The sequence below is a fragment of the Agilicoccus flavus genome, assembly GCF_014857905.1.
GTDB classification, from domain to species: Bacteria; Actinomycetota; Actinomycetes; order Actinomycetales; family Dermatophilaceae; genus Agilicoccus; species Agilicoccus flavus.
This window is the reverse complement of sequence record NZ_JACYXE010000003.1, coordinates 274,031-292,715: the sequence shown is the minus strand read 5'-3', so window position 1 is coordinate 292,715 and position 18,685 is coordinate 274,031. Positions and strand designations below refer to the sequence as shown.

General features: G+C 74.3%; 20 protein-coding genes and 4 tRNA genes. 4 read left to right on the top strand and 20 right to left on the bottom strand.

What is annotated here, in order from left to right; all coding sequences use genetic code 11:
• Nucleotides 1–145 precede the first annotated feature (145 nt).
• From ruvB to ICW24_RS07110, 11 genes are all read right to left on the bottom strand, one after another.
• The gene (gene ruvB / locus ICW24_RS07160; RefSeq protein WP_226345025.1) at nt 146–1,342 is read right to left on the bottom strand and encodes a Holliday junction branch migration DNA helicase RuvB; all 1,197 of its coding nucleotides are present in this window, start codon (nt 1,340–1,342) and stop codon (nt 146–148) included.
• Nucleotides 1,339–1,938 carry a Holliday junction branch migration protein RuvA gene (ruvA, locus tag ICW24_RS07155; RefSeq protein WP_226345085.1) on the bottom strand — a complete coding sequence of 200 codons (600 nt, stop codon included), beginning with the start codon at nt 1,936–1,938 and terminating at the stop codon, nt 1,339–1,341. Before ruvA ends, ruvB begins: the two co-directional genes overlap by 4 nt.
• Before the next feature lie 163 nt (nt 1,939–2,101).
• Nucleotides 2,102–2,620, bottom strand: coding sequence for a crossover junction endodeoxyribonuclease RuvC (ruvC, locus tag ICW24_RS07150; RefSeq protein WP_226345024.1), 519 nt, complete (start codon nt 2,618–2,620; stop codon nt 2,102–2,104).
• Nucleotides 2,621–3,094: 474 nt separating this feature from the next.
• The gene (locus tag ICW24_RS07145) at nt 3,095–3,862 is read right to left on the bottom strand and encodes a YebC/PmpR family DNA-binding transcriptional regulator (protein ID WP_226345023.1); all 768 of its coding nucleotides are present in this window, start codon (nt 3,860–3,862) and stop codon (nt 3,095–3,097) included.
• Between the two features lie 52 nt (nt 3,863–3,914).
• Nucleotides 3,915–4,550, bottom strand: a complete 636-nt coding sequence (gene pdxT / locus ICW24_RS07140) for a pyridoxal 5'-phosphate synthase glutaminase subunit PdxT (RefSeq protein ID WP_372360557.1) — start codon at nt 4,548–4,550, stop codon at nt 3,915–3,917.
• 71 nt (nt 4,551–4,621) lie between these two features.
• Nucleotides 4,622–5,509: a pyridoxal 5'-phosphate synthase lyase subunit PdxS gene (gene pdxS, locus ICW24_RS07135; RefSeq protein ID WP_307781311.1), complete on the bottom strand. Its 888-nt coding sequence runs from the start codon at nt 5,507–5,509 to the stop codon at nt 4,622–4,624.
• A gap of 219 nt (nt 5,510–5,728) precedes the next feature.
• The gene (locus ICW24_RS07130) at nt 5,729–6,427 is read right to left on the bottom strand and encodes a hypothetical protein (RefSeq protein WP_226345021.1); all 699 of its coding nucleotides are present in this window, start codon (nt 6,425–6,427) and stop codon (nt 5,729–5,731) included.
• A 10-nt stretch (nt 6,428–6,437) separates the two neighbouring features.
• Complete coding sequence (locus tag ICW24_RS07125; RefSeq protein ID WP_307781307.1) at nt 6,438–7,835, bottom strand: glycosyltransferase family 4 protein; 1,398 nt, start codon at nt 7,833–7,835, stop codon at nt 6,438–6,440.
• A 5-nt stretch (nt 7,836–7,840) separates the two neighbouring features.
• Nucleotides 7,841–8,800: a phosphatidylinositol mannoside acyltransferase gene (locus ICW24_RS07120; protein ID WP_226345020.1), complete on the bottom strand. Its 960-nt coding sequence runs from the start codon at nt 8,798–8,800 to the stop codon at nt 7,841–7,843.
• Entirely contained in the window at nt 8,797–9,414 is a 618-nt protein-coding gene (gene pgsA, locus ICW24_RS07115) for a phosphatidylinositol phosphate synthase (protein ID WP_226345019.1), read from the bottom strand. Before pgsA ends, ICW24_RS07120 begins: the two co-directional genes overlap by 4 nt.
• A gap of 101 nt (nt 9,415–9,515) precedes the next feature.
• Complete coding sequence (locus tag ICW24_RS07110) at nt 9,516–10,109, bottom strand: HIT family protein (protein WP_226345018.1); 594 nt, start codon at nt 10,107–10,109, stop codon at nt 9,516–9,518.
• Between the two features lie 141 nt (nt 10,110–10,250).
• On the opposite strand from ICW24_RS07110, the gene ICW24_RS07105 reads away from it, so the two are divergent.
• The gene (locus ICW24_RS07105) at nt 10,251–10,679 is read left to right on the top strand and encodes an RbsD/FucU family protein (RefSeq protein ID WP_226345017.1); all 429 of its coding nucleotides are present in this window, start codon (nt 10,251–10,253) and stop codon (nt 10,677–10,679) included.
• Nucleotides 10,676–11,119 (top strand): nitroreductase family deazaflavin-dependent oxidoreductase, encoded by a 444-nt coding sequence (locus ICW24_RS07100; protein ID WP_226345016.1) that lies wholly within the window; start codon nt 10,676–10,678, stop codon nt 11,117–11,119. Before ICW24_RS07105 ends, ICW24_RS07100 begins: the two co-directional genes overlap by 4 nt.
• A gap of 4 nt (nt 11,120–11,123) precedes the next feature.
• Here the strand turns inward: ICW24_RS07100 and ICW24_RS07095 are convergent, their stop codons facing one another.
• From ICW24_RS07095 to ICW24_RS07085, 3 genes are all read right to left on the bottom strand, one after another.
• The gene (locus ICW24_RS07095) at nt 11,124–11,606 is read right to left on the bottom strand and encodes a GNAT family N-acetyltransferase (RefSeq protein ID WP_226345015.1); all 483 of its coding nucleotides are present in this window, start codon (nt 11,604–11,606) and stop codon (nt 11,124–11,126) included.
• Nucleotides 11,607–11,772: 166 nt separating this feature from the next.
• Nucleotides 11,773–13,830 (bottom strand): threonine--tRNA ligase, encoded by a 2,058-nt coding sequence (gene thrS, locus ICW24_RS07090; RefSeq protein WP_226345014.1) that lies wholly within the window; start codon nt 13,828–13,830, stop codon nt 11,773–11,775.
• A 243-nt stretch (nt 13,831–14,073) separates the two neighbouring features.
• Nucleotides 14,074–14,517 (bottom strand): hypothetical protein, encoded by a 444-nt coding sequence (locus ICW24_RS07085; RefSeq protein WP_226345013.1) that lies wholly within the window; start codon nt 14,515–14,517, stop codon nt 14,074–14,076.
• A 74-nt stretch (nt 14,518–14,591) separates the two neighbouring features.
• On the opposite strand from ICW24_RS07085, the gene ICW24_RS07080 reads away from it, so the two are divergent.
• On the top strand, nt 14,592–15,533 hold the full coding sequence (locus ICW24_RS07080) for a putative RNA methyltransferase (protein WP_226345012.1): 942 nt from the start codon (nt 14,592–14,594) through the stop codon (nt 15,531–15,533).
• A 59-nt stretch (nt 15,534–15,592) separates the two neighbouring features.
• On the opposite strand, the gene ICW24_RS07075 is transcribed toward ICW24_RS07080, so the two are convergent.
• Together ICW24_RS07075 and ICW24_RS07070 are read right to left on the bottom strand one after the other, a co-directional pair.
• Nucleotides 15,593–15,666 (bottom strand) — tRNA-Val (locus ICW24_RS07075).
• A gap of 161 nt (nt 15,667–15,827) precedes the next feature.
• Nucleotides 15,828–16,301, bottom strand: a complete 474-nt coding sequence (locus ICW24_RS07070; protein WP_226345011.1) for a TIGR02611 family protein — start codon at nt 16,299–16,301, stop codon at nt 15,828–15,830.
• 170 nt (nt 16,302–16,471) lie between these two features.
• Here ICW24_RS07070 and ICW24_RS07065 point away from each other — a divergent pair, with 170 nt between their 5' ends.
• Complete coding sequence (locus tag ICW24_RS07065) at nt 16,472–17,632, top strand: CapA family protein (RefSeq protein ID WP_226345010.1); 1,161 nt, start codon at nt 16,472–16,474, stop codon at nt 17,630–17,632.
• A gap of 39 nt (nt 17,633–17,671) precedes the next feature.
• Here the strand turns inward: ICW24_RS07065 and ICW24_RS07060 are convergent, their stop codons facing one another.
• The 4 genes from ICW24_RS07060 to ICW24_RS07045 all read right to left on the bottom strand — a co-directional run bounded on the left by ICW24_RS07060 (nt 17,672) and on the right by ICW24_RS07045 (nt 18,461).
• Entirely contained in the window at nt 17,672–17,896 is a 225-nt protein-coding gene (locus ICW24_RS07060; RefSeq protein ID WP_226345009.1) for a hypothetical protein, read from the bottom strand.
• A gap of 275 nt (nt 17,897–18,171) precedes the next feature.
• A tRNA-Val gene (locus ICW24_RS07055) sits at nt 18,172–18,246 on the bottom strand.
• Between the two features lie 24 nt (nt 18,247–18,270).
• Nucleotides 18,271–18,341 (bottom strand) — tRNA-Cys (locus tag ICW24_RS07050).
• Nucleotides 18,342–18,388: 47 nt separating this feature from the next.
• A tRNA-Gly gene (locus ICW24_RS07045) sits at nt 18,389–18,461 on the bottom strand.
• Between the last annotated feature and the right edge of the window lie 224 nt (nt 18,462–18,685).

Here is an 18,685-nt window from a genome sequence, read left to right as displayed (position 1 = left end):
GCTGGCGCCCCCTGCCCCACCCGGCGGGCAGGGCAACCTCGTCGAGTTTAGGTGACCCGCCTGGCTCCCCCCCAATCGGCCGCGCCGGGGCGGGGCGCGAATCGCCCCGTTCCCCGGGTGAAGTCGGGCCGAGGTCAGGCTCGACTCAGCCGCCGAAGCGCCCCGAGGCGCCGCGGTCGGGGGCGTCGAGCGGCAGCTCGTCCTGGGCCGCCCCACCGCCCGATCCGCCGCCGGATCCGGAACCGGGCACCCCCGCCGGAGGCGTCAAGCCGAGGTGGCGCCACGCGAGCGCCGAGGCGGCGCGCCCGCGAGGCGTGCGCACGAGGTAGCCCTCGCGGACGAGGTAGGGCTCGGCGACGGTCTCGACCGTGTCGGCCTCCTCCCCCACCGCGACGGCGAGCGTGGAGAGCCCGACGGGGCCGCCGGCGAAGCGGCGGCACAGGGCGTCGAGGACGGCCCGGTCGAGGCGGTCGAGGCCGGCCTCGTCGACGTCGAACAGGGCGAGGGCCTCCCGGGCCGCGGCCAGGTCGACGACGCCGGCGCCGTGGACCTGCGCCCAGTCGCGGACCCGCCGCAGGAGCCGGTTCGCGATGCGCGGGGTCCCGCGGGAGCGGCCGGCGATCTCACGGATGCCCCGGGCGTCGGCCTCGACCCCGAGCAGCCCGGCCGAGCGGGCGACGATCGTCTCGAGGTCGGAGCTCGCGTAGTAGTCGAGGTGGCCGGTGAACCCGAACCGGTCGCGCAGCGGCGCCGGCAGCAGGCCGGCCCGAGTCGTCGCCCCGACCACGGTGAACGGGGGCAGATCGAGCGGGATGGCGGTCGCGCCGGGGCCCTTGCCGACGATGATGTCGACGCGGAAGTCCTCCATCGCGAGGTAGAGCATCTCCTCGGCGGGGCGGGCCATGCGGTGGATCTCGTCGAGGAAGAGGACCTCCCCCTCGGCCAGCGACGACAGGATCGACGCCAGGTCGCCCGCGTGCTGGATCGCGGGGCCGCTCGTCACGCGGATCGGGGCTTCCAACTCGGTGGCGACGATCATCGCGAGGGTCGTCTTGCCCAGCCCCGGCGGGCCCGAGAGCAGCACGTGATCGGGCGGGGAGCCGCGGCGGCGGGCCGCCTCGAGCACGAGGCCGAGCTGGTCGCGCACCCGCGGCTGGCCGGGGAACTCGGCGAGCCGCCGCGGCCGCAGCGCGGCCTCGACGACGCGTTCGTCGTCGTCGGGCGTCGCCTGCGCATCGACGATGCGGTCCGTCACGTCGGAGGAACCGTCGGGCGTGCCGTCGCCGCCGGCCCCGAGGTGAGCCGACCCCCGATCCGGCCGGTCGTGGCCGCCGAGGGTCATCGACCCAGCTCGCGCAGGGCGCTCTTGAGCGCCACGGCGACGTCGGGGTCGGGGCCGAGGCCGGCCTGCACGGTGTCGAGCGCGCTCTCGGCCTGCTTGGCGTTCCAGCCCAGGCCCAGCAGCGCCTCGGTGACGGGCGCCCGCCAACCCGCCGCCGCGTCCGCCGGGGCCGGGGTGGTGGTCGCGGCGCCGCTCGGGGCGCCGATCTTGTCGCGCAGCTCGAGGACGAGCCGCTCGGCGCCCTTCTTGCCGATGCCGGGCACCTTGGTCAGGGTCGCGATGTGCTCGGTCGCGATGGCGCGGCGCAGGTCCTCGGGGCTGAGCACGGCGAGCATCGCCAGCGCCAACCGCGGCCCGACGCCCGAGACCGTCTGGACGAGATCGAAGACGACCCGCTCCTGCTCGTCGGCGAACCCGTAGAGGGTGAGCGAGTCCTCGCGCACCACCAGGCTCGTCGACAGCCGGGCGTCGGCGCCGTGACGCTGCGCCGCGGCGGTGGCCGGGGTGGTGTGCACGAGCATGCCGACGCCGCCGACCTCGACGACGAGATGGTCGAGACCGATGCGGCCCACGGTCCCGCTCACCGACGCGATCATCACGCGACCCTCTTCCTGCGCTCGGACATATGTTCGCCCACGACCCTAGCGGTCGCCGTCCCCGGCGCGACACCGGCACGCCGACCGCTGCCTCATCGCCCGACGTCCCGGACGTCGGCAGGCGTCGGCAGGGGTCGGCGGGGCTCAGTGGGTATCGAGGCCGTCAACGGGTGCGTTGCGCGGCGACGGCCGCGTCGATCCGGGACGCGGCGCCGCCGCGCCACACGTGGCAGATGGCCAGCGCGAGGGCGTCGGCGGCGTCGGCCGGGCGCGGCGGCGACTCGAGCCGCAGGATACGCGTGACCATAGCGGTGACCTGCGCCTTGTCGGCTCGGCCGTTCCCGGTGACGGACGCCTTGACCTCGCTCGGGGTGTGCAGGGCGAGCGGGAGCTCGCGCCGCGCGGCGGCGATCATCGGCAGGGCGCTGGCCTGGGCGGTGCCCATGATCGTGCTGACGTCGGACCGGGCGAAGACCCGCTCGACCGCGACCGCCTCCGGTTCGTACCGCGTGAACCACTCCTCGATCTGCGACTGCATCGAGTAGAGCCGTTCGTGGATGGGGTCTCCGGTGGGCGTGCGCAGCACCCCGACCGCCACCATCGTCAGCCGCCCGCCGAGGCGCCCGTCGACGATGCCGAGACCGCAGCGGGTCAACCCGGGGTCGACCGCCAGTACCCGCACGCCGTCCCCACTCTCCCGCCTCCCGGCGATCCGAACATCTGTCCGCATCCGAGGCTAACGAACCGCGACCCCCGCGCCCCCGAGCGACACGGCGCCGACCGCCCCCGGCTCGACGGGGCGACCGGTCGGGCCGGCCGCGGCGCACCTCGACGGTCGGCCGCCGGCGTGTCGGGGTCGCCAACGGGGTCTGTGGTGGGAGATCACCGGCGCCCGCGCGGAGCCGACGTCGTGGCGGAGGGACGCCCCGCCCGGTCCGCGAGCGGGGCTCGCGGACCGAAGAACCATTCGGGCCGGGTCGGCGACCTCCGCTGGGGCGTGAATTCGAGAACGTGCAGGTCAGAGGGTTGCGCCGGACCGGAGACCGAGATCGACCCGGCCGAGATGGTTCTTCCGTCGCTCCGAGACCGATCTCTCGCGCTCGGCACCCCATCGGCCGGACCCCGCGACGGGCGCGGGGTCCGAACCCGGTCGGGCCTACTCCTCGTCGAGCTCGGCGGCGACCTCTTCGGAGACGTCGCCGTTGACGAAGACGTTCTGGACGTCGTCGCTGTCCTCGAGGGCGTCGATGACGCGCATCATCTTCCGGGCGCCGTCGACGTCGAGCGGGACCTCCATGCTCGGCACGAACTCGGCCTCGGCGGAGTCGTAGTCGATGCCGGCCTCGACGAGCGCGGTGCGGACGGCGACGAAGTCGCTCGCCTCGGTCTCGATGCGGAAGCTGTCGCCGTAGTCCTCGACCTCCTCGGCCCCGGCGTCGAGCACGACCTCGAGGAGCGCGTCCTCGGTGGTCTCGCCGTCCTTCTGGGCCTTGGGGACCATGACGACGCCGCGCCGATTGAACAGGTAGGACACCGAACCCGGGTCGGCGAGGTTGCCGCCGTTGCGGGTGAGGGCGACCCGGACCTCGGTGGCGGCGCGGTTCCGGTTGTCAGTGAGGCACTCGATGAGCACGGCGACGCCGCCGGGGGCGTACCCCTCGTACATGATCGTCTGCCAGTCGGCCCCGCCCGCCTCGGCACCCGATCCCCGCTTGAGGGCGCGGTCGATGTTGTCGTTGGGGACCGAGGACTTCTTCGCCTTCTGCACCGCGTCGTAGAGCGTCGGGTTGCCCGCGATGTCGCCACCGCCGGTGCGGGCCGCCACCTCGATGTTCTTGATGAGCTTGGCGAAGAGCTTCCCGCGCTTGGCGTCGATCGCGGCCTTCTTGTGCTTGGTGGTCGCCCACTTGGAGTGGCCGCTCATCGAGTTCTCCTTGCTGCCGGTTCCCGGAACCGGACCATCGTAGCGATCGGGATCACGCCACCCGTTCGCGCGCCGCGCGCACAAGGTCGACGAAGTAGCGGTGGACGCGCAGGTCGCCGGTCACCTCGGGGTGGAACGACGTGGCGAACAGGTTCCCCTGCCGCGCCGCGACGACCCGGCCGGCGGCCGGCGAGACGCCGGCGTCGGAGCCCTGCGGACGTTCCGGTACGCGCGCCAGCACCTCGACGCCCGGTCCGACCGCCTCGATCCAGGGCGCCCGGATGAAGACGGCCCGGATGGGCCGCTCCGGCTCGGTGAGCGCCGGGAAGCGCAGGTCGGTCTCGAAGGAGTCAACCTGCCGTCCGAACGCGTTGCGTCGCACCGTGACGTCCATCCCGCCGAGCGTCTGCTGGTCGGCCTCGCCGTCGAGGACGGTGCTCGCGAGCATGATCATGCCCGCGCAGGAGCCGTACACCGGGAGTCCGTCGGAGATGGCGGCGCGCAGCGGGTCCCGCAGGCCGAGGGCCCGGGTGAGCTTGTCCTGCACGGTGGACTCGCCGCCGGGCAGGATCAGCCCGTCGAGGTCGGCGAGCTCGCCCGGGCGACGGACGCGGACCCACGTGACGCCCAGGGCGGACAGGGCCTGCGCGTGCTCGCGCACGTCGCCCTGGACGGCGAGGACACCGATGCGGACGGGCTCGCCGTCGGCGGCGGGGCCGACCCGCCCGGGCCCCGCCGGCGTCAGTGTGGTCGGGCGCGTCACCAGCCGCGCTCGGCGAGCCGGTGCGGGACGGGGATGTCGTCGACGTTGATGCCGACCATGGCCTCGCCGAGCCCGCGCGAGACCTCCGCGATCGTGTCGGGGTCGTCGTAGAACGTCGTCGCCTTGACGATCGCCGCCGCGCGCTGGGCGGGGTTGCCCGCCTTGAAGATGCCGGAGCCGACGAAGACGCCCTCGGCGCCGAGCTGCATCATCATCGCCGCGTCGGCGGGCGTCGCGATGCCGCCCGCGGTGAAGAGGACGACGGGCAGCTTGCCGTTCGCCGCGACCTCCTTGACGAGCTCGTACGGCGCCTGCAGCTCCTTGGCGGCGACGAAGAGCTCGTCGTCGGCCATCGAGCGCAGCCGGTTGATCTCGGCGCGAATCTTGCGCATGTGCATCGTCGCGTTGGAGACGTCGCCGGTGCCGGCCTCGCCCTTCGAGCGGATCATGGCCGCGCCCTCGGTGATGCGGCGCAGCGCCTCGCCGAGGTTCGTCGCCCCGCAGACGAACGGGACGGTGAACCGCCACTTGTCGATGTGGTTGCTGTAGTCGGCCGGGGTGAGCACCTCTGACTCGTCGACGTAGTCGACGCCGAGGCTCTGCAACACCTGCGCCTCGACGAAGTGGCCGATGCGGGCCTTGGCCATGACGGGGATCGAGACCGTGTCGATGATGCCCTGCACCATGTCGGGGTCGCTCATCCGCGACACGCCGCCCTGGGCGCGGATGTCGGCGGGGACCCGCTCGAGGGCCATGACCGCCACCGCGCCGGCGTCCTGGGCGATCTTCGCCTGCTCGGGCGTGACGACGTCCATGATGACGCCGCCCTTGAGCATCTCCGCCATGCCGCGCTTGACGCGGGACGTGCCCGTGCCGGACGCCACGGACCCTTCGGGGGTGGACGTCGGGGACGCGGTGGTCGGGTTCTGCTGGTCGCTCACTGAAGGCCTTTCGGGTCTGACGAGGGGGCCGGTGGTCTCCCGGCGCGCGGCGCGGACGTGGGGTGGACCAGCCGAGGCGTGGACGTGGTCCCGGCCGCGGTCATCACCGAGTCTAGGTCGGGGCCGTGGGCTCGCCGGCGCCGACCGGGTGCCGCTGGATCCTCACCGGCCGGGGGCTCCCAGCGGGCGGTCGTCGAACTCCACGGGCCGCGGCAGGTGCGCGTGCCCGGCGAGGCGGAACCAGCGCACCGTGCCCTGCCGGCGCAGCCAGCGCACGTCCTCCACGGAGTCGTTGTGGAAGCGGCGCGCGAGCACGACCCGCTTGTGGGACCGATCGAGGCGCGCGAGCAGGAAGTCGGCCGATACCTCGCCGGTCTCGTCGCCCCTGAACCGCGGATCGTCGTCCCTCGCGTCCGCCGGCCCACCGTCTCCGGCGGCGTCTGGACCGTCCGCGGGCGGCACCTCGTCGTCGGCCGTCGCCGCGAGGGCCTCCCCGGAATCGTCGGAGCGGTCGTCGAGGGCCGCGCGCAGGGCGCGGGACAGGTCGCTCTCGAGGCGTTCCCGTGCGGCGAGGGGCTCCTCGGTCCAGTCGCGGGCGTCGAACCCCTCCGGCGACGCGTCGAGGCACGCCGCGGCGGCCCCGGCGACGACGAGGGACCCGGCGGGGTCGAGGACACCCGCGTTGGCGACCTCGAGCGCCGCCTCGGCGCGCCGAACGAGCTGCGCGTCGAGGGCGGCGAGCGTGCCCTCCACCCGGGTGTGCAGGCGGTGCAACCGGGAGGCGGTGTACGACAGGTGCCAGGCCACCGCGAGGACGACGGCGAGGACGAGGACGAGGACGAGGAGTTCGATCGTGCTCACGGGAGCGCGCTCACGATCCGTCACCCTCCCCGGGCCGGCGCCAGACGCCCCGGGAGGCGCGCGAGCTGCGGTCGGGCAGGAGTCGGACCGGGCGCCGGGCCCGTCGGCCGGCGGCGAGGCGCGCGGCCCGCCGCGCGGTCGGCGGCGTCGGTGCCGGCGAGGACCCGGCTCCCGGGGCGGCGGGAGGACGCCCCTCACCCGCGCGCGCCGTAGCCCGGTCGGCGGACGCCCCGGCTCCCCCGGCTCCCTGCGCTCCCTCGCCGGCGGCGGCGCCCGCGGAGACTGCGGCGCCGGCCTGCTCGGCCGCGAGAACGGTCTCGTAGGCCAGCACGACGTCGCCGACGACGCGGGACCAGTCGTAGCGCCACGCCCACGCCCGGCCGGCGGCGGCGAGGGCCTCGCGCCGGGCGGGGTGCTCGAGGAGGTCGAGAATCACGTCCGCAAGGGCGGCCTCGTCGCCGCGCGGGAAGAGCTGTCCGGCCCTGCCGCCGTCGAGCACGTCGACGAAGGCGTCGAGGTCGGCGGCGACGACGGGAGCGCCCGCCGCCATCGCCTCGGGCAGGACGATGCCGAAGCTCTCCCCGCCCGTGTGCGGGGCGACGAAGAGGTCGGCGGACGCGAGCAGGGACGCCTTCTCCGGTTCCGACACCGCGCCGAGGAACGTCACGGCGCGGGCCGCGGCCGGGGGCAGCGTCGCCCGGGCGGCCTCGACGTCGCCGTGCCCGGCGACGAGGACCCGCGCGCCGGGTCGGGCCGCGAGGACGGCCGGCAGCGCGGCCGCGAGGACGGGAAGGCCCTTGCGCGGCTCGTCGATGCGGCCGAGGAAGACGAGGGTCGGCGCGGCCGGGCTCCCGACGAACCGCGGGTCGGGCGCGGCGCCGGCGAAGCGGGCCACGTCGACGCCGTTGGGGATGACGACGGCGTCGGCCCCGACGTGGGTGACCACCGTCTCCCGCGCCGCCTCCGAGACGGCGATCCGGCCGTGGATCTTCTCGAGGCTGGCCCGGACCAGCGGGTAGGCGGCCTGCAGGGCGCGGGAGCGCTCGAGGCTCGTGTGGAACGTCGCGACGACCGGGCTGCGGGCCGCCCACAGCGCGAGGATCGACACGCTCGGCACGAGCGGCTCGTGGAGGTGCAGGACGTCGAAGTCGTGCGCGTCCACCCAGCGCGACACGCGGGCCGCGGTGACCGGTCCGAAGGTGAGACGCGCGACGGACCCGTTGTACGGCACCGGCACCGACCGGCCGGCGGGGGTGACGTAGTCCGGCAGCGGCGCCTCGTCGGCGGCCGGCGCGAGGACGGCGACCTCGTGGCCGAGGCCGCGCAGGTGGACGGCGAGGTCGCGGACGTGGAACTGCACCCCGCCCGGCACGTCGAGGGAGTACGGGCACACGAGGCCGACGCGCACGCCGCTCAGTCCGTCCGGGCGGGCAGGCGCGCCGGGTCGAGGTCGTCGACGAAGACCGCCTGCATCATGTGCCAGTCCTCGGGGCGCGCCGCCACGGCCGCGCCGATCGCGTCGACGCATCCCTGCGTCATGAGCAGGACGCGGTCGGCGCGCTCGCCCCGCCCCGGGTCGGGCACCGGGTCGTAGAAGGTGACGACGAGGCGATGGCCGCCGGAGCGCCGGTCCCCCGGTGGGCGGGGCTCGTAGCGCGTCGTGATGGGCACGAGGGCGGCCCCGCGGGCGAGCGCGAGCGCCGCCGGGCCGGCCGCGACCCGGGCCCGGTGCCCGGCGAGGTCGACCTCGATCCCGCGCGAGGTGAGGTCGCGGTCGGCGAGCAACGGTACGAGACGCGGGCCGGCCGTCGCCGCGAGCAGGGCCGCGAAGACGTCGCCCCCGCCGGTGAGCGGGAGCACGGTCATGCCGAGCCGCTCACGGAACGCGAGGAACTCGAGGAACAGCGCCTCGGGCTCGAGCCGCTCGGCCACCGTCGTCACGGGCGCCAGGGCCACGCCGCTCCACGCGCCGGCGAGGTCCCAGTTGCCGAGGTGGCCGAGGAACGCGACGACGGGGCGGCCCGCGGCGAACTCGGCGCGGACGAAGCCGTCGTTCTCGGCGCGCACCTGCTCGCGGAGGCGGTCGGGGGTGTAGTCGGGCAGGCGGAACGCCTCGCACCAGTACCGGAAGTAGGAGCGCAGGCCGGCCCGCACGAGGCGGTCCAGCTCGGCCGGCCCGGCGTCGGGGCGGACCCGGGCGTAGTTGGAGCGCATCCGCGCGACGTCGGCGCCGCCCCGCCGGCGCACGACGTCGGCGATGCCGTCGAAGAGCCGGTAGGCGGCCGGTTCCGGCAGGCGCCGCACGAACGACCATCCGGCGCGGAAGGCGGCGACCGTCGCGAGGTCGGCCCAGTCCCCCGGACCGGGGCTCACGACGCGGCGTCGATCTCGCGTCGGACGGCGACCATCCGCTGGGCCACGGTGACGGCGCTCGCCACCGCGAGCAGGCCGAGGACGACGGTGAGGACCACGTCGGGCAGGTCGAACAGTCCGACGAGGAACGTCGTGGCGAGGACGACGACGAGCCGGTCGGCCCGCTCGGCGATGCCGGTGTTCGCGGCGGTGAGGCCGATGCCCTCCGCCCGCGCGCGGGCGTAGCTCGTGACGAAGCCGAAGACGAGGCAGGCGAGGGCGAACCAGGCGGTGAGCTTCCCGTCGGGCTGGCGCGTGTAGTAGAGCATGAGGCCGCCGAAGACGGCGGCGTCGCCGAACCGGTCGAGGGTCGAGTCGAGGAACGCCCCCCACTGGCTGGAGCGGCCGGAGACGCGGGCCATCGTGCCGTCGAGGAGGTCGCCGAGCACGAACACCGCGATGAACAGCGTCCCCCAGGCGAATTCGTACCGGGGGTAGAAGTACAGCGCCCCGAAGCACACCCCGAGGGTGCCGATCATCGTCATCATGTCGGGCGAGACGCCGATGCGCAGGAAGCCCCGCGCCAACGGGGTGATGAGGCGGGTGACGAAGGCGCGCGCGAATCGGTTCAGCATGGTGGGGCCAGACTATCGACCCACCCGTCGCGGGGATTCCACACCCGCGTCCGCGGCGGCCGTCGGGCGTGTCCGGCATCCCGCGGGCGCCGGGCCGCTCGTCAGTCCGGCGGCCAGGCGGCGGCCAGGCGCGAGCGGGTGTCCTCCAGGAGCACGGGCAGCGCCTTGGTCTGGGCGACGATCGGCAGGAAGTTCATGTCGCCGCCCCAGCGCGGCACGACGTGCTGGTGCAGGTGCGCGGCCACGCCCGCCCCGGCGACCGCCCCCTGGTTCATCCCGAGGTTGAAGCCCATCGGCGCCGACGCCGCCTCCAGCGCCCGGATCGCCGCCTTCGTCAGGGCCGTGAACTCCAGGGTCTCCTCGTCGGTGAGATCGACGTAGAGGGGCACGTGGCGGTACGGGCAGACGAGCAGGTGACCGGGGTTGTACGGGAACAGGTTGAGGACGACGAAACACGTGCGGCCCCGGTGGACGATGAGCCCCTGGGCGTCGTCCTTGGCGGGCGCCGCGCAGAACGGGCACCCCTGGCCCGCGTCGGGCGACGGCCGCTCCCCCTGGACGTAGGCCGCGCGGTGCGGCGTCCACAGCCGGTCGAACCCGTCCTCGACCCGGGCGAACGCCGCGGGGTCCTCGAGGGCGACGCCCTCGGGCGCCGAGCCGGGGTCGGAACGGCGCGGGTCGTCGGAACCGGTCATGGCCCCGATCCTAGGTCGTCCTCCGAGCCCCTCCGGCCCCTCCATCCCCCTCGCGCGCCTCTCCCGCGCAGGTCGACGTGCCGCACTGGCCCGTCGCACCGCTGCGGCGGAGAATGGACCTCCCCGACGAAAGGAGCCCACGTGCTCAAGGGAATCGACCCACTGCTCGGCCCGGACCTGCTGCGGTGGCTGGCGGAGATGGGGCACGGCGACGTCCTCTGCATCGCGGACCGCAACTTCCCGTCCTACGGCCGTGGCCAGGAGCGGGTGTGGCAGATGAACGGGGTCGGGGCGCCGCAGGCCCTCGCCGCGGTCCTCACCCTCTTCCCCGTCGACACGTTCGTCCCCGAGCCGCTGGCGCACATGCTCACCGACGACGGCACCGACGGGCCGGCGCTGGCCGACGTGCGCCGGGTCGTCGACGAGGCGGAGGGCCGCGAGGTCGGGGCTCGAGGTGTCGAGCGCGTGCCCCACTTCTACGACGAGGCCGCCCGCGCCTACTGCACCATCCGGACGAGCGAGGTCCGTCCGTACTCCTGTTACCTGCTCACGAAGGGAACCGTCGCATGACCGACACCGAGTACGTGCCCCCGAAGGAGAACTGGGTCCGCGACCAGCTCGCGGCGATCGACGCCGCGGGTGACACGCGCGTCGCCGACGTCCAGGGCCGCCGCATCGTCGTCTTCACCGTGACCGGCGCGAAGTCCGGCCGACCGCGCCGGGTCCCGCTCATGCGCGTCGAGCACGACGGCTCCTACGCGGCCGTCGCGTCGTACGGCGGCGCCCCCAAGCACCCCGCCTGGTACCACTCGATGCGGGCGAACCCGCAGCTCACCCTCCAGGACGGCACGGAGCACCACACGCTCGTGGCCCGCCAGGTGGAGGGCGACGAGCGCGCGCAGTGGTGGAAGCGGTGCGTCGAGGCCTTCCCGCCGTACGCCGAGTACCAGGAGAAGACCGACCGCGAGATCCCCGTCCTCGTCTGCGAGCCGGTGCGGCGCGACGGCTGAGGGATCAGTCGTCGGTCGGGCGCCACACGAGCTGGTCCGGCGCGGGGACGAAACCGGCGGTGACGAACACGTCGGCCCCCGCGTCGGGGCCGCTCGGGCGCACCCCCACACGCTCGACCCCCCGCGCGTGCGCCCAGCCCTGGGCTCGCGCGACGAGTGACGCCCCGACGCCGGTGCCGCGGGCCCGGGGCGGCACGTACAGGAACGTCAGATGCAGCCAGGGCCGCGGCGTCCGGCCGACGGCCGGACGATCGTCGACGACGAGCCCCGCGAGCACCCCGAGCGGGTCGCCCGCGGCGCTCGTGGCGAGCCACGTCGGCCGGTACTCGCGCCGGGGCAGCCACCAGTCGGCGAACCGGTCGAGGAATCCCGCCTCGGGCACCGCGCCAGCGGCGACGTCGTGCTGCAGATGCAGGGCCGCGACGGCGAAGGCGTCGCCGGGCTCGGCGAGCGCGACGCGCACGTCGGGCCGCGGCAGGGTGTCCATACCGGTCAGTGAACCACGACGGCGCAGGTGGGGGCACCCCCTGCGCGGCCCCGGCCTGCGTTCGGCGGGGTGATGGACCGCGCCCGGTGCGGCCGCGCGGCCCCGCTCCCGGCCCCCGGTCGAGGGCCGGCCGGGGGCGGAGTCGGTGACGCGGTGGGTCGGCCGGTCAGCTCACCGGTTCGGCGGGCTCCACCGGCGCCGACGCGTCGAGCGCCGTGGGGGCGGTCAGCACCTGGTCCTTGCTCTCGATCGCGGCGACGATGCGCTCGATCGCGTCGTCGACCGGGACGCCGTTCTCCTGGGAACCGTCGCGGTAGCGGAACGAGACGGCCCCCGCGGCCCGGTCGTCCTCGCCGGCGATGAGCACGTACGGGACCTTGGACTTGCTCGCCGTGCGGATCTTCTTCGGGAACCGGTCGTCGCTGTGGTCGATCTCGACGCGGACGCCGCGGCGGCGCAGTCGGGCCGCCACGTCCTCGAGGTAGGGCGCGTACTCCTCGGCCACGGGGATGCCCGTGACCTGCACCGGGGAGAGCCACACCGGGAAGGCCCCGGCGTAGTGCTCGACGAGGACGCCCATGAACCGCTCGATCGACCCGAACTTCGCCGAGTGGATCATCACCGGCTGTTTCCGGGTGCCGTCGGCCGCCTGGTATTCGAGGCCGAAGCGCTCGGGCTGGTTGAAGTCGTACTGGATCGTGCTCATCTGCCAGGTGCGGCCGATGGCGTCGCGGGCCTGCACCGACACCTTGGGGCCGTAGTAGGCGGCGCCCCCCGGGTCGGGCACGAGCTCGAGACCCGACTCCAGGCACACCTCCTCGAGCACGCGGGTCGCGACCTCCCACTGCTCGTCGGAGCCGATGAACTTGTCCTTCTTGGCGCCCTCGGTGTCCCGGGTCGACAGCTCGAGGTAGAAGTCGGAGAGCCCGAAGTCGCGCAGCAGCCCGAGGACGAAGTCGAGCAGGTGCTTGATCTCGGCCGGCGCCTGCTCGGCCGTGACGTAGGAGTGCGAGTCGTCCTGGGCGAACCCGCGAACGCGGGTCAGGCCGTGGATGACGCCCGACTTCTCGTACCGGTAGACCGAGCCGAACTCGAAGAGCCGCAGCGGCAGCTCGCGGTAGGACCGGCCGCGGGAGCGGTAGATGAGGTTGTGCATCGGGCAGTTCATCGCCTTGAGGCGGTACGGGGTGCCGTCCACGTCGAGCTCGGGGAACATCCCCTCCGCGTAGTACGGCAGGTGCCCGGAGGTGTGGAAGAGCTGCTCGTGCGCGATGTGGGGGGTCCCGACGTACTCGAAGCCCTCCTCGATGTGCCGGCGGCGGACGTAGTCCTCCATCTCCCGCTTGATGATCCCGCCCTTGGGGTGGAACACCGGCAGGCCGGACCCGATCTCGTCGGGGAACGAGAACAGGTCGAGTTCGATGCCGAGCTTGCGGTGGTCGCGCTTCTCGGCCTCCTCGAGGCGGTGCAGGTAGGCCTTGAGCTCGTCCTTGCTCGGCCACGCGGTCCCGTACAGGCGCTGGAGCTGCTGGTTGGCCTGGTCCCCGCGCCAGTACGCTGCCGCCGAGCGCATGAGCTTGAACGCGTTCCCGATGATCTTCGTGTCGGGCAGGTGCGGGCCGCGGCACAGGTCGCCCCAGGCGACCGTCCCGTCCTTGCGGACGTTGTCGTAGATGGTCAGCTCGCCGGCGCCGACCTCGACGCCCGCGCCCGCCTCCTCGTCGTCGTGGGACATCGAGCCCTTGAGGCCGACGAGCTCGCACTTGAACGGCTCCCCCGCCAGCTCCTCGAGGGCCTCGGTCTCGGAGACGACGCGGCGGCGGAAGGTCTGCCCCTCGTTGACGATCCGCTGCATGACCTTCTCGAGCGACTTGAGGTCGTCGGGGGTGAAGGGCTGCTCGACGTCGAAGTCGTAGTAGAAGCCGTCACGCACGGGCGGGCCGATGCCGAGCTTCGCGCTCGGGTTCACCTGCTGCACCGCCTGCGCCATGACGTGGGCGCACGAGTGCCGGAGCACGTCGAGGCCGTCGTCGGATCCGACGTCGACACCCTCGATCACGTCGCCGTCGGCGAGCTCGTGGGAGAGGTCGACGAGCCGACCGTCGCCCTCGCCGAGCAGGCGGGCCACGACGATCCGGCGGGAGTCGAAGAGGTCGGCCGCCGTCGTCCCGGCCGGGACCGATCGCTGCTCTCCGGCGACGGACACGGTGATCTGGGATGACACGGGGACTCCTCTGGGTGGATCGGGTGGGGTGGGCGCTGGTCGCTCGCCGCGGGCGGCGGGGACGCACCCGGCCGCCTCGGGCGGCCGCCTCAAGGGTATCGGCCGAGGCCGCCGGGCCGGCGGTGGCGGCGCCGTGGCGAGGCCCGACTACGACCGGCCGTCCGCCACCCACGGTCGTGGCACCTGGTGCCGCGCGACTCGGGCCCCGTCCTGGTCTCGTCGCCCGACGAGGGCGCGGGAACGTCAGGCGGGGGCGTCGACGCCGCTGTGCTCGCCGGTGTCGACGCCCGGCTCGAGGGTCTCGAGCGGGTCGCCGACGGCGAGCAGACCTTCCTGCACGACGGAGGCGTAGACGCCGGCGCACCCGCTGGGCAGCTCGTCGAGGGCGAGCACGACCCCTCCGGCGCGAACCTCCTGACCGAGCGCCTCGCGCAGGCAGGCGTCGGGGGTGTCGAGGAACAGGTTCGCGCGGGTCGTGTCGGGCGTCTCCTCCTGCCCGACGACGTGGACGGGCCGCTTCTTGCGGCGGTCGCCCTCCAGGCCTGCGGGTTCGACGAACGCCGACTCCAGCCGCGTCCCGGGCTCGTCGCGTTCGGGGTAGATCGCGAGCGTGGTGATCGTGCCGATCGGCCGGGGCGGGGGTGTCGCGGCGGGGGGCGTGGCGCCGGGCGGGATCGAGGTGGTCATGCCCCCATCGTGCGCGCCGGTCGTGTCGCCGGGCGAGCCGACGGGATCGTTCAGCACTCTCCTAGGGTGGGCGGGTGCTCGACGTCGCCCTCTCACTGCTCGCCTGCCCGGTGTGCGGGTCCGCGCTGGCCCGGGTCGACGCGGGGGCGCTCGGCTGCGCCGCCGGCCACCGCCACGACGTCGCGCGACAGGGGTACGTCAACCTCCTCGGCGGCCGCGGCGCGCACGGTCTCACCCCCGACTCGACGCAGATGGTCCTCGACCGGGAGCGGATCCAGTCCGCCGGCCGGTACGCGCCCATCGCGCGAGCGCTCGCCGCGGCGGCGGGGGACGCGGTCACGGCCCAGGGCGCAGGCGTTCCTACGATCGTGGCCGGCGGCCCCGCACCCGCCGGCCCGGCAGCCCCGCCGGTCCCTCCAGCTCCGCTCGGCGGGGCGGACGCGTCCGTCCCGCGCGGCCTGCTCGACGTGGGGGGCGGCACCGGCTACTACGCGGTGGCGGTCCTGCACGCGCGCCCCGACCTCGTCGGCGTGAGTCTCGACCTGTCCCGCCCCGCGGCCCGACGGGCGGCCCGCGCACACGGCCGTCTCGCCTCGGTCGTCGGCGACGCGTGGGCCGGTCTGCCCCTGCGGGACGCCTCCTGCGACCTCGTCACGTGCGTCTTCGCGCCCCGGCCCGCGGCCGAGATCCTGCGCGTCCTCGCGCCCGGCGGGTCGCTGCTCGTCGTCACGCCGGGCCCGGGCCACCTGCGCACGCTCGTCGAGGCGGCGGGCATGGTGGGCGTCGACGAACGCAAGGACGAACGTCTGGCCGACCGCCTCGCCGCGTTCGAGGCGGTGGACGAGCGGGTCGTGAGCACGGTCGAGACCGTCGGCCCCGCGGACGCGGCCGCCGTCGTCGGCATGGGCCCCAGCGCCCACCACGTGCGTCCCGACGCCCTGCACGCGGCCCTTGCGCAGCGGGAGAGCTGGCCCCTGGAGATCGACGTGCGCGTGCGCCGCTACCGCCGCCCCTGAGCGTGTCCGGACACAGAAAAGGCCCCGCCGTGTGAGGCGGGGCCTTGTATGCCGGTCGGTGGACGTAAAGGGACTCGAACCCCTGACCTTTCGCGTGTGAAGCGAACGCTCTAACCAACTGAGCTATACGTCCGCAGCAGAGCCCGTCGAGAGACGCGCTCATGTGCAACGGGATCCGATGTTAGCGGGTCGGGGGGTGTGCGAGCGAATCCGAGAACCCGCGCTCCGTGCGGACGCGGCCGCCGCGCCGCGCCGGGCACTGACGGGTCACGGCCCGCCGAGGGCGCACCTCGATCAGAGCCCCAAGTAGATCCGCAGCGGCGTGGACACCTCCGGCGGGAGCCAGCCGGGCAGGCCGATGAGCTTGAAGAAGCACCAGAAGAACACCCCCACGGCGAGGCTCGTCGTCGCGAGCAGCGCGAGCCGGATCGCCCAGGAGGCGCGGCGGACGTAGGCCTCCCAGCCGCGCAGCCGCTCCCGCCCCCAGCCGTGCAGGCGGTGGGCCCAGGCGAACTCGGAGGCCCAGACGGCGACACCGAGGAAGACGATGAGCCACCCCGGGCCCGGGAGCGGCACGAGGACCAGACCGGTGACGACGATGACCGCCCCGAGCGCCGCGATCCCCCACCGATAGGCGTGGTACAGCCGGGCGTTCTCCCGGATGCGCCGGCGCCACGCCCAGTCGCGCCGCGACCGGTGCGACGCGGTGTCGGCGACGGGCTCCGCCGGTCGACGCCCGCGGGCGTCCCGCTGCCGTGTCGTGTCCATCGCCTCCCTCTCGCCCTCGTGATCGCGCCCCGGCGCACAGAACGTCGACGCCCGACCGGCGTGCCGGCCCGGCCTCGCCCCTGCCGGGCCACCCCGTTCATCGTCGCTGAACGCGGCGAGCCGCGCCCGCGTTCCCGCGTCCGTCGCGGCCGCGCCCCTAGCCTGTGCGCATGTCGCGCTCCGCGGGTCGTCCCGCCGTTGCGGCCGCGCTGGCCGCCGCCCTCATCGGTCTCACGTCCTGCGCCGCCGATCCGCCTGCCCCGCAGGCATCCCCGGGCGTGAGCCCCTCCGGGGCGTCCGCGCCCGGGACGCCCACGCCGTCCGACCCGGCGTCCGCGAGCCAGACGCCGACGAGCGTGCCGGACATCTCCCTCGCCTTCGCTGGGGACATCCACTTCGCGCGGCAGCTCGAGCCGCGCCTGGACGACCCGGACTCGGAGTGGGCCGATCGGCTCCCACAGCTCGCCGCGGCCGACCTCGCCGTCGCCAACCTCGAGACGGCGATCGCGACGGAGGGCCGTCCGGAGGCCAAGCGGTTCACCTTCCGCGCCCCGCCGAAGGCCCTGACGGTGCTGAAGACCGCCGGGATCGACGTGTTGTCCATGGCGAACAACCACGCCGCCGACTACGGCCGTTCCGGCGTGCGGGAGACGCTCGCGGCGATCGCCGACTCCCCCGTGCCGGTCGTCGGGTTCGGGGCGGACGAGAAGCAGGCGTTCGCACCCGCCACGGTCGACGTCAAGGGGGTGAGGGTGGGGGTGGTGGCCGCGACAGCGATCGAGGAGGAGACGGCCCGCAACTGGGCGGCGGACGCGGACTCCCCCGGGGTGGCGACCGCGCTGGACGACGAACGGCTCCGCGCCGCCACCCGCGCCGCGGTGGCGAGCCACGACGTCGTCGTCGCCTACCTGCACTGGGGCACCGAGGGCACGACCTGCCCGAACGAGCGGCAGCGCGCCCTCGCCCGGAATCTGTCGCAGGACGGCGCGGACGTCGTCGTGGGGACGCACGCACATCGGCCCCAGGGCTCCGGCATGCTCGGGCGCACCTTCGTGGGCTACGGCCTCGGGAACTACGTCTGGTACAACCCCAGCCCGGGTTCGCGCTCCTCGGGAGTGCTCACGGTCACCCTCGACGGCGCCCGCATCGCCGAGAAGCGGGCCCGGGCGGGCGATCAGCGCGCCGGCGCGCCCGCGCTCGTCACGGCGAGCGAGTGGGTGCCGCGGCTCATCGCCCCCTCGGGCATCCCCCGCGACCCGGCCGGGCAGGCCGGCGAGCTCGACCGGCTCGCCGACGCCGCCCAGGGGTGCGCGAAGCTCGACCGGCCCTAGGGCCCTCACGCCGCGTACCCGTGGCCCCTCGGGGCGGACTCAGAACGCGCTGTGGCACTCCACGGCGGCCACGCGGCTCTCCCCCGGCGTGAACGTGATGCCGGCGACGTCGCGGAACGCCCCCGAACGCACGGTGCGCAGGACCTCGCTCAGGCTGGTGGCCGTGACAGAATGCCAGCTGCCCGCCGCGGTCGTCGCGTCGGAGCCCGGGTCGACCCGGGTGATGAGGATGCTGTATCGACGCGGAGCGACCAGCGCGGACATGGGCGTCTTTCCCTTCGATGGTTCGAGGCGGTGAGGTGGCGGTGGGGCCGATCGGCCGGCCCCGGTTCGGCGCCGCTCCCCCATCGGTCGGAACGACCCCTGCGTGAGAGGTCGACGCCCCGGGACGGGCTCGGGTTTCGGAACTCGTGCGCAAGGCCCGGACACCCCTCGCCGACCAGGTCGGCGTGTCCCCTTGACGCCCATCGCGACTGGCGGATCTTCCCCTCGACACACGACGAGACCCCCGACCGTGTCGGGGGTCTCGCGGCGTGCGGTGGGCGATACAGGACTTGAACCTGTGACCTCTTCCGTGTCAAGGAAGCGCGCTAGCCAGACTGCGCCAATCGCCCATATGGGTTTGTTCTCGTGCTGCGAGGTGGAGACGGGATTTGAACCCGTGTACACGGCTTTGCAGGCCGTTGCCTCGCCTCTCGGCCACTCCACCATGAAGATCTGTCGACCTTCGAGGAAGGCACGTGAGTCTTCCCTCCGAGCGGACGACGGGACTCGAACCCGCGACCCCAACCTTGGCAAGGTTGTGCTCTACCAACTGAGCCACGTCCGCATGTGACGCCCGATCCGTAGGCCGGGCCTCGTGCCCGCCGCGCTTGCGGCGTGCTGGAAGACAGTAACCGATTCGCGAGTCCGGAGTCCAACCGAGCACGAACGGGGGCCGAAACGGTCCCCGCGCGAACACCGCCCGCCTCCGCCGGTGATCGGCGGTCGACCCGGGCCCCGCTACGCTCGGACGGGGCCGGAACGACGTCCGGCCCTCACGCACGCGTCGAA

Coding starts and splice junctions, on each gene's coding strand:
- ruvB (WP_226345025.1), bottom strand. CDS start 1,342: ATGACCCTCGGCGGCCACGACCGGCCGGATCGGGGGTCGGCTCACCTC.
- ruvA (WP_226345085.1), bottom strand. CDS start 1,938: ATGATCGCGTCGGTGAGCGGGACCGTGGGCCGCATCGGTCTCGACCAT.
- ICW24_RS07145 (WP_226345023.1), bottom strand. CDS start 3,862: ATGAGCGGCCACTCCAAGTGGGCGACCACCAAGCACAAGAAGGCCGCG.
- pgsA (WP_226345019.1), bottom strand. CDS start 9,414: ATGCTGAACCGATTCGCGCGCGCCTTCGTCACCCGCCTCATCACCCCG.
- ICW24_RS07110 (WP_226345018.1), bottom strand. CDS start 10,109: ATGACCGGTTCCGACGACCCGCGCCGTTCCGACCCCGGCTCGGCGCCC.
- ICW24_RS07100 (WP_226345016.1), top strand. CDS start 10,676: ATGACCGACACCGAGTACGTGCCCCCGAAGGAGAACTGGGTCCGCGAC.
- ICW24_RS07095 (WP_226345015.1), bottom strand. CDS start 11,606: ATGGACACCCTGCCGCGGCCCGACGTGCGCGTCGCGCTCGCCGAGCCC.
- ICW24_RS07085 (WP_226345013.1), bottom strand. CDS start 14,517: ATGACCACCTCGATCCCGCCCGGCGCCACGCCCCCCGCCGCGACACCC.
- ICW24_RS07070 (WP_226345011.1), bottom strand. CDS start 16,301: ATGGACACGACACGGCAGCGGGACGCCCGCGGGCGTCGACCGGCGGAG.
- ICW24_RS07065 (WP_226345010.1), top strand. CDS start 16,472: ATGTCGCGCTCCGCGGGTCGTCCCGCCGTTGCGGCCGCGCTGGCCGCC.
- ICW24_RS07060 (WP_226345009.1), bottom strand. CDS start 17,896: ATGTCCGCGCTGGTCGCTCCGCGTCGATACAGCATCCTCATCACCCGG.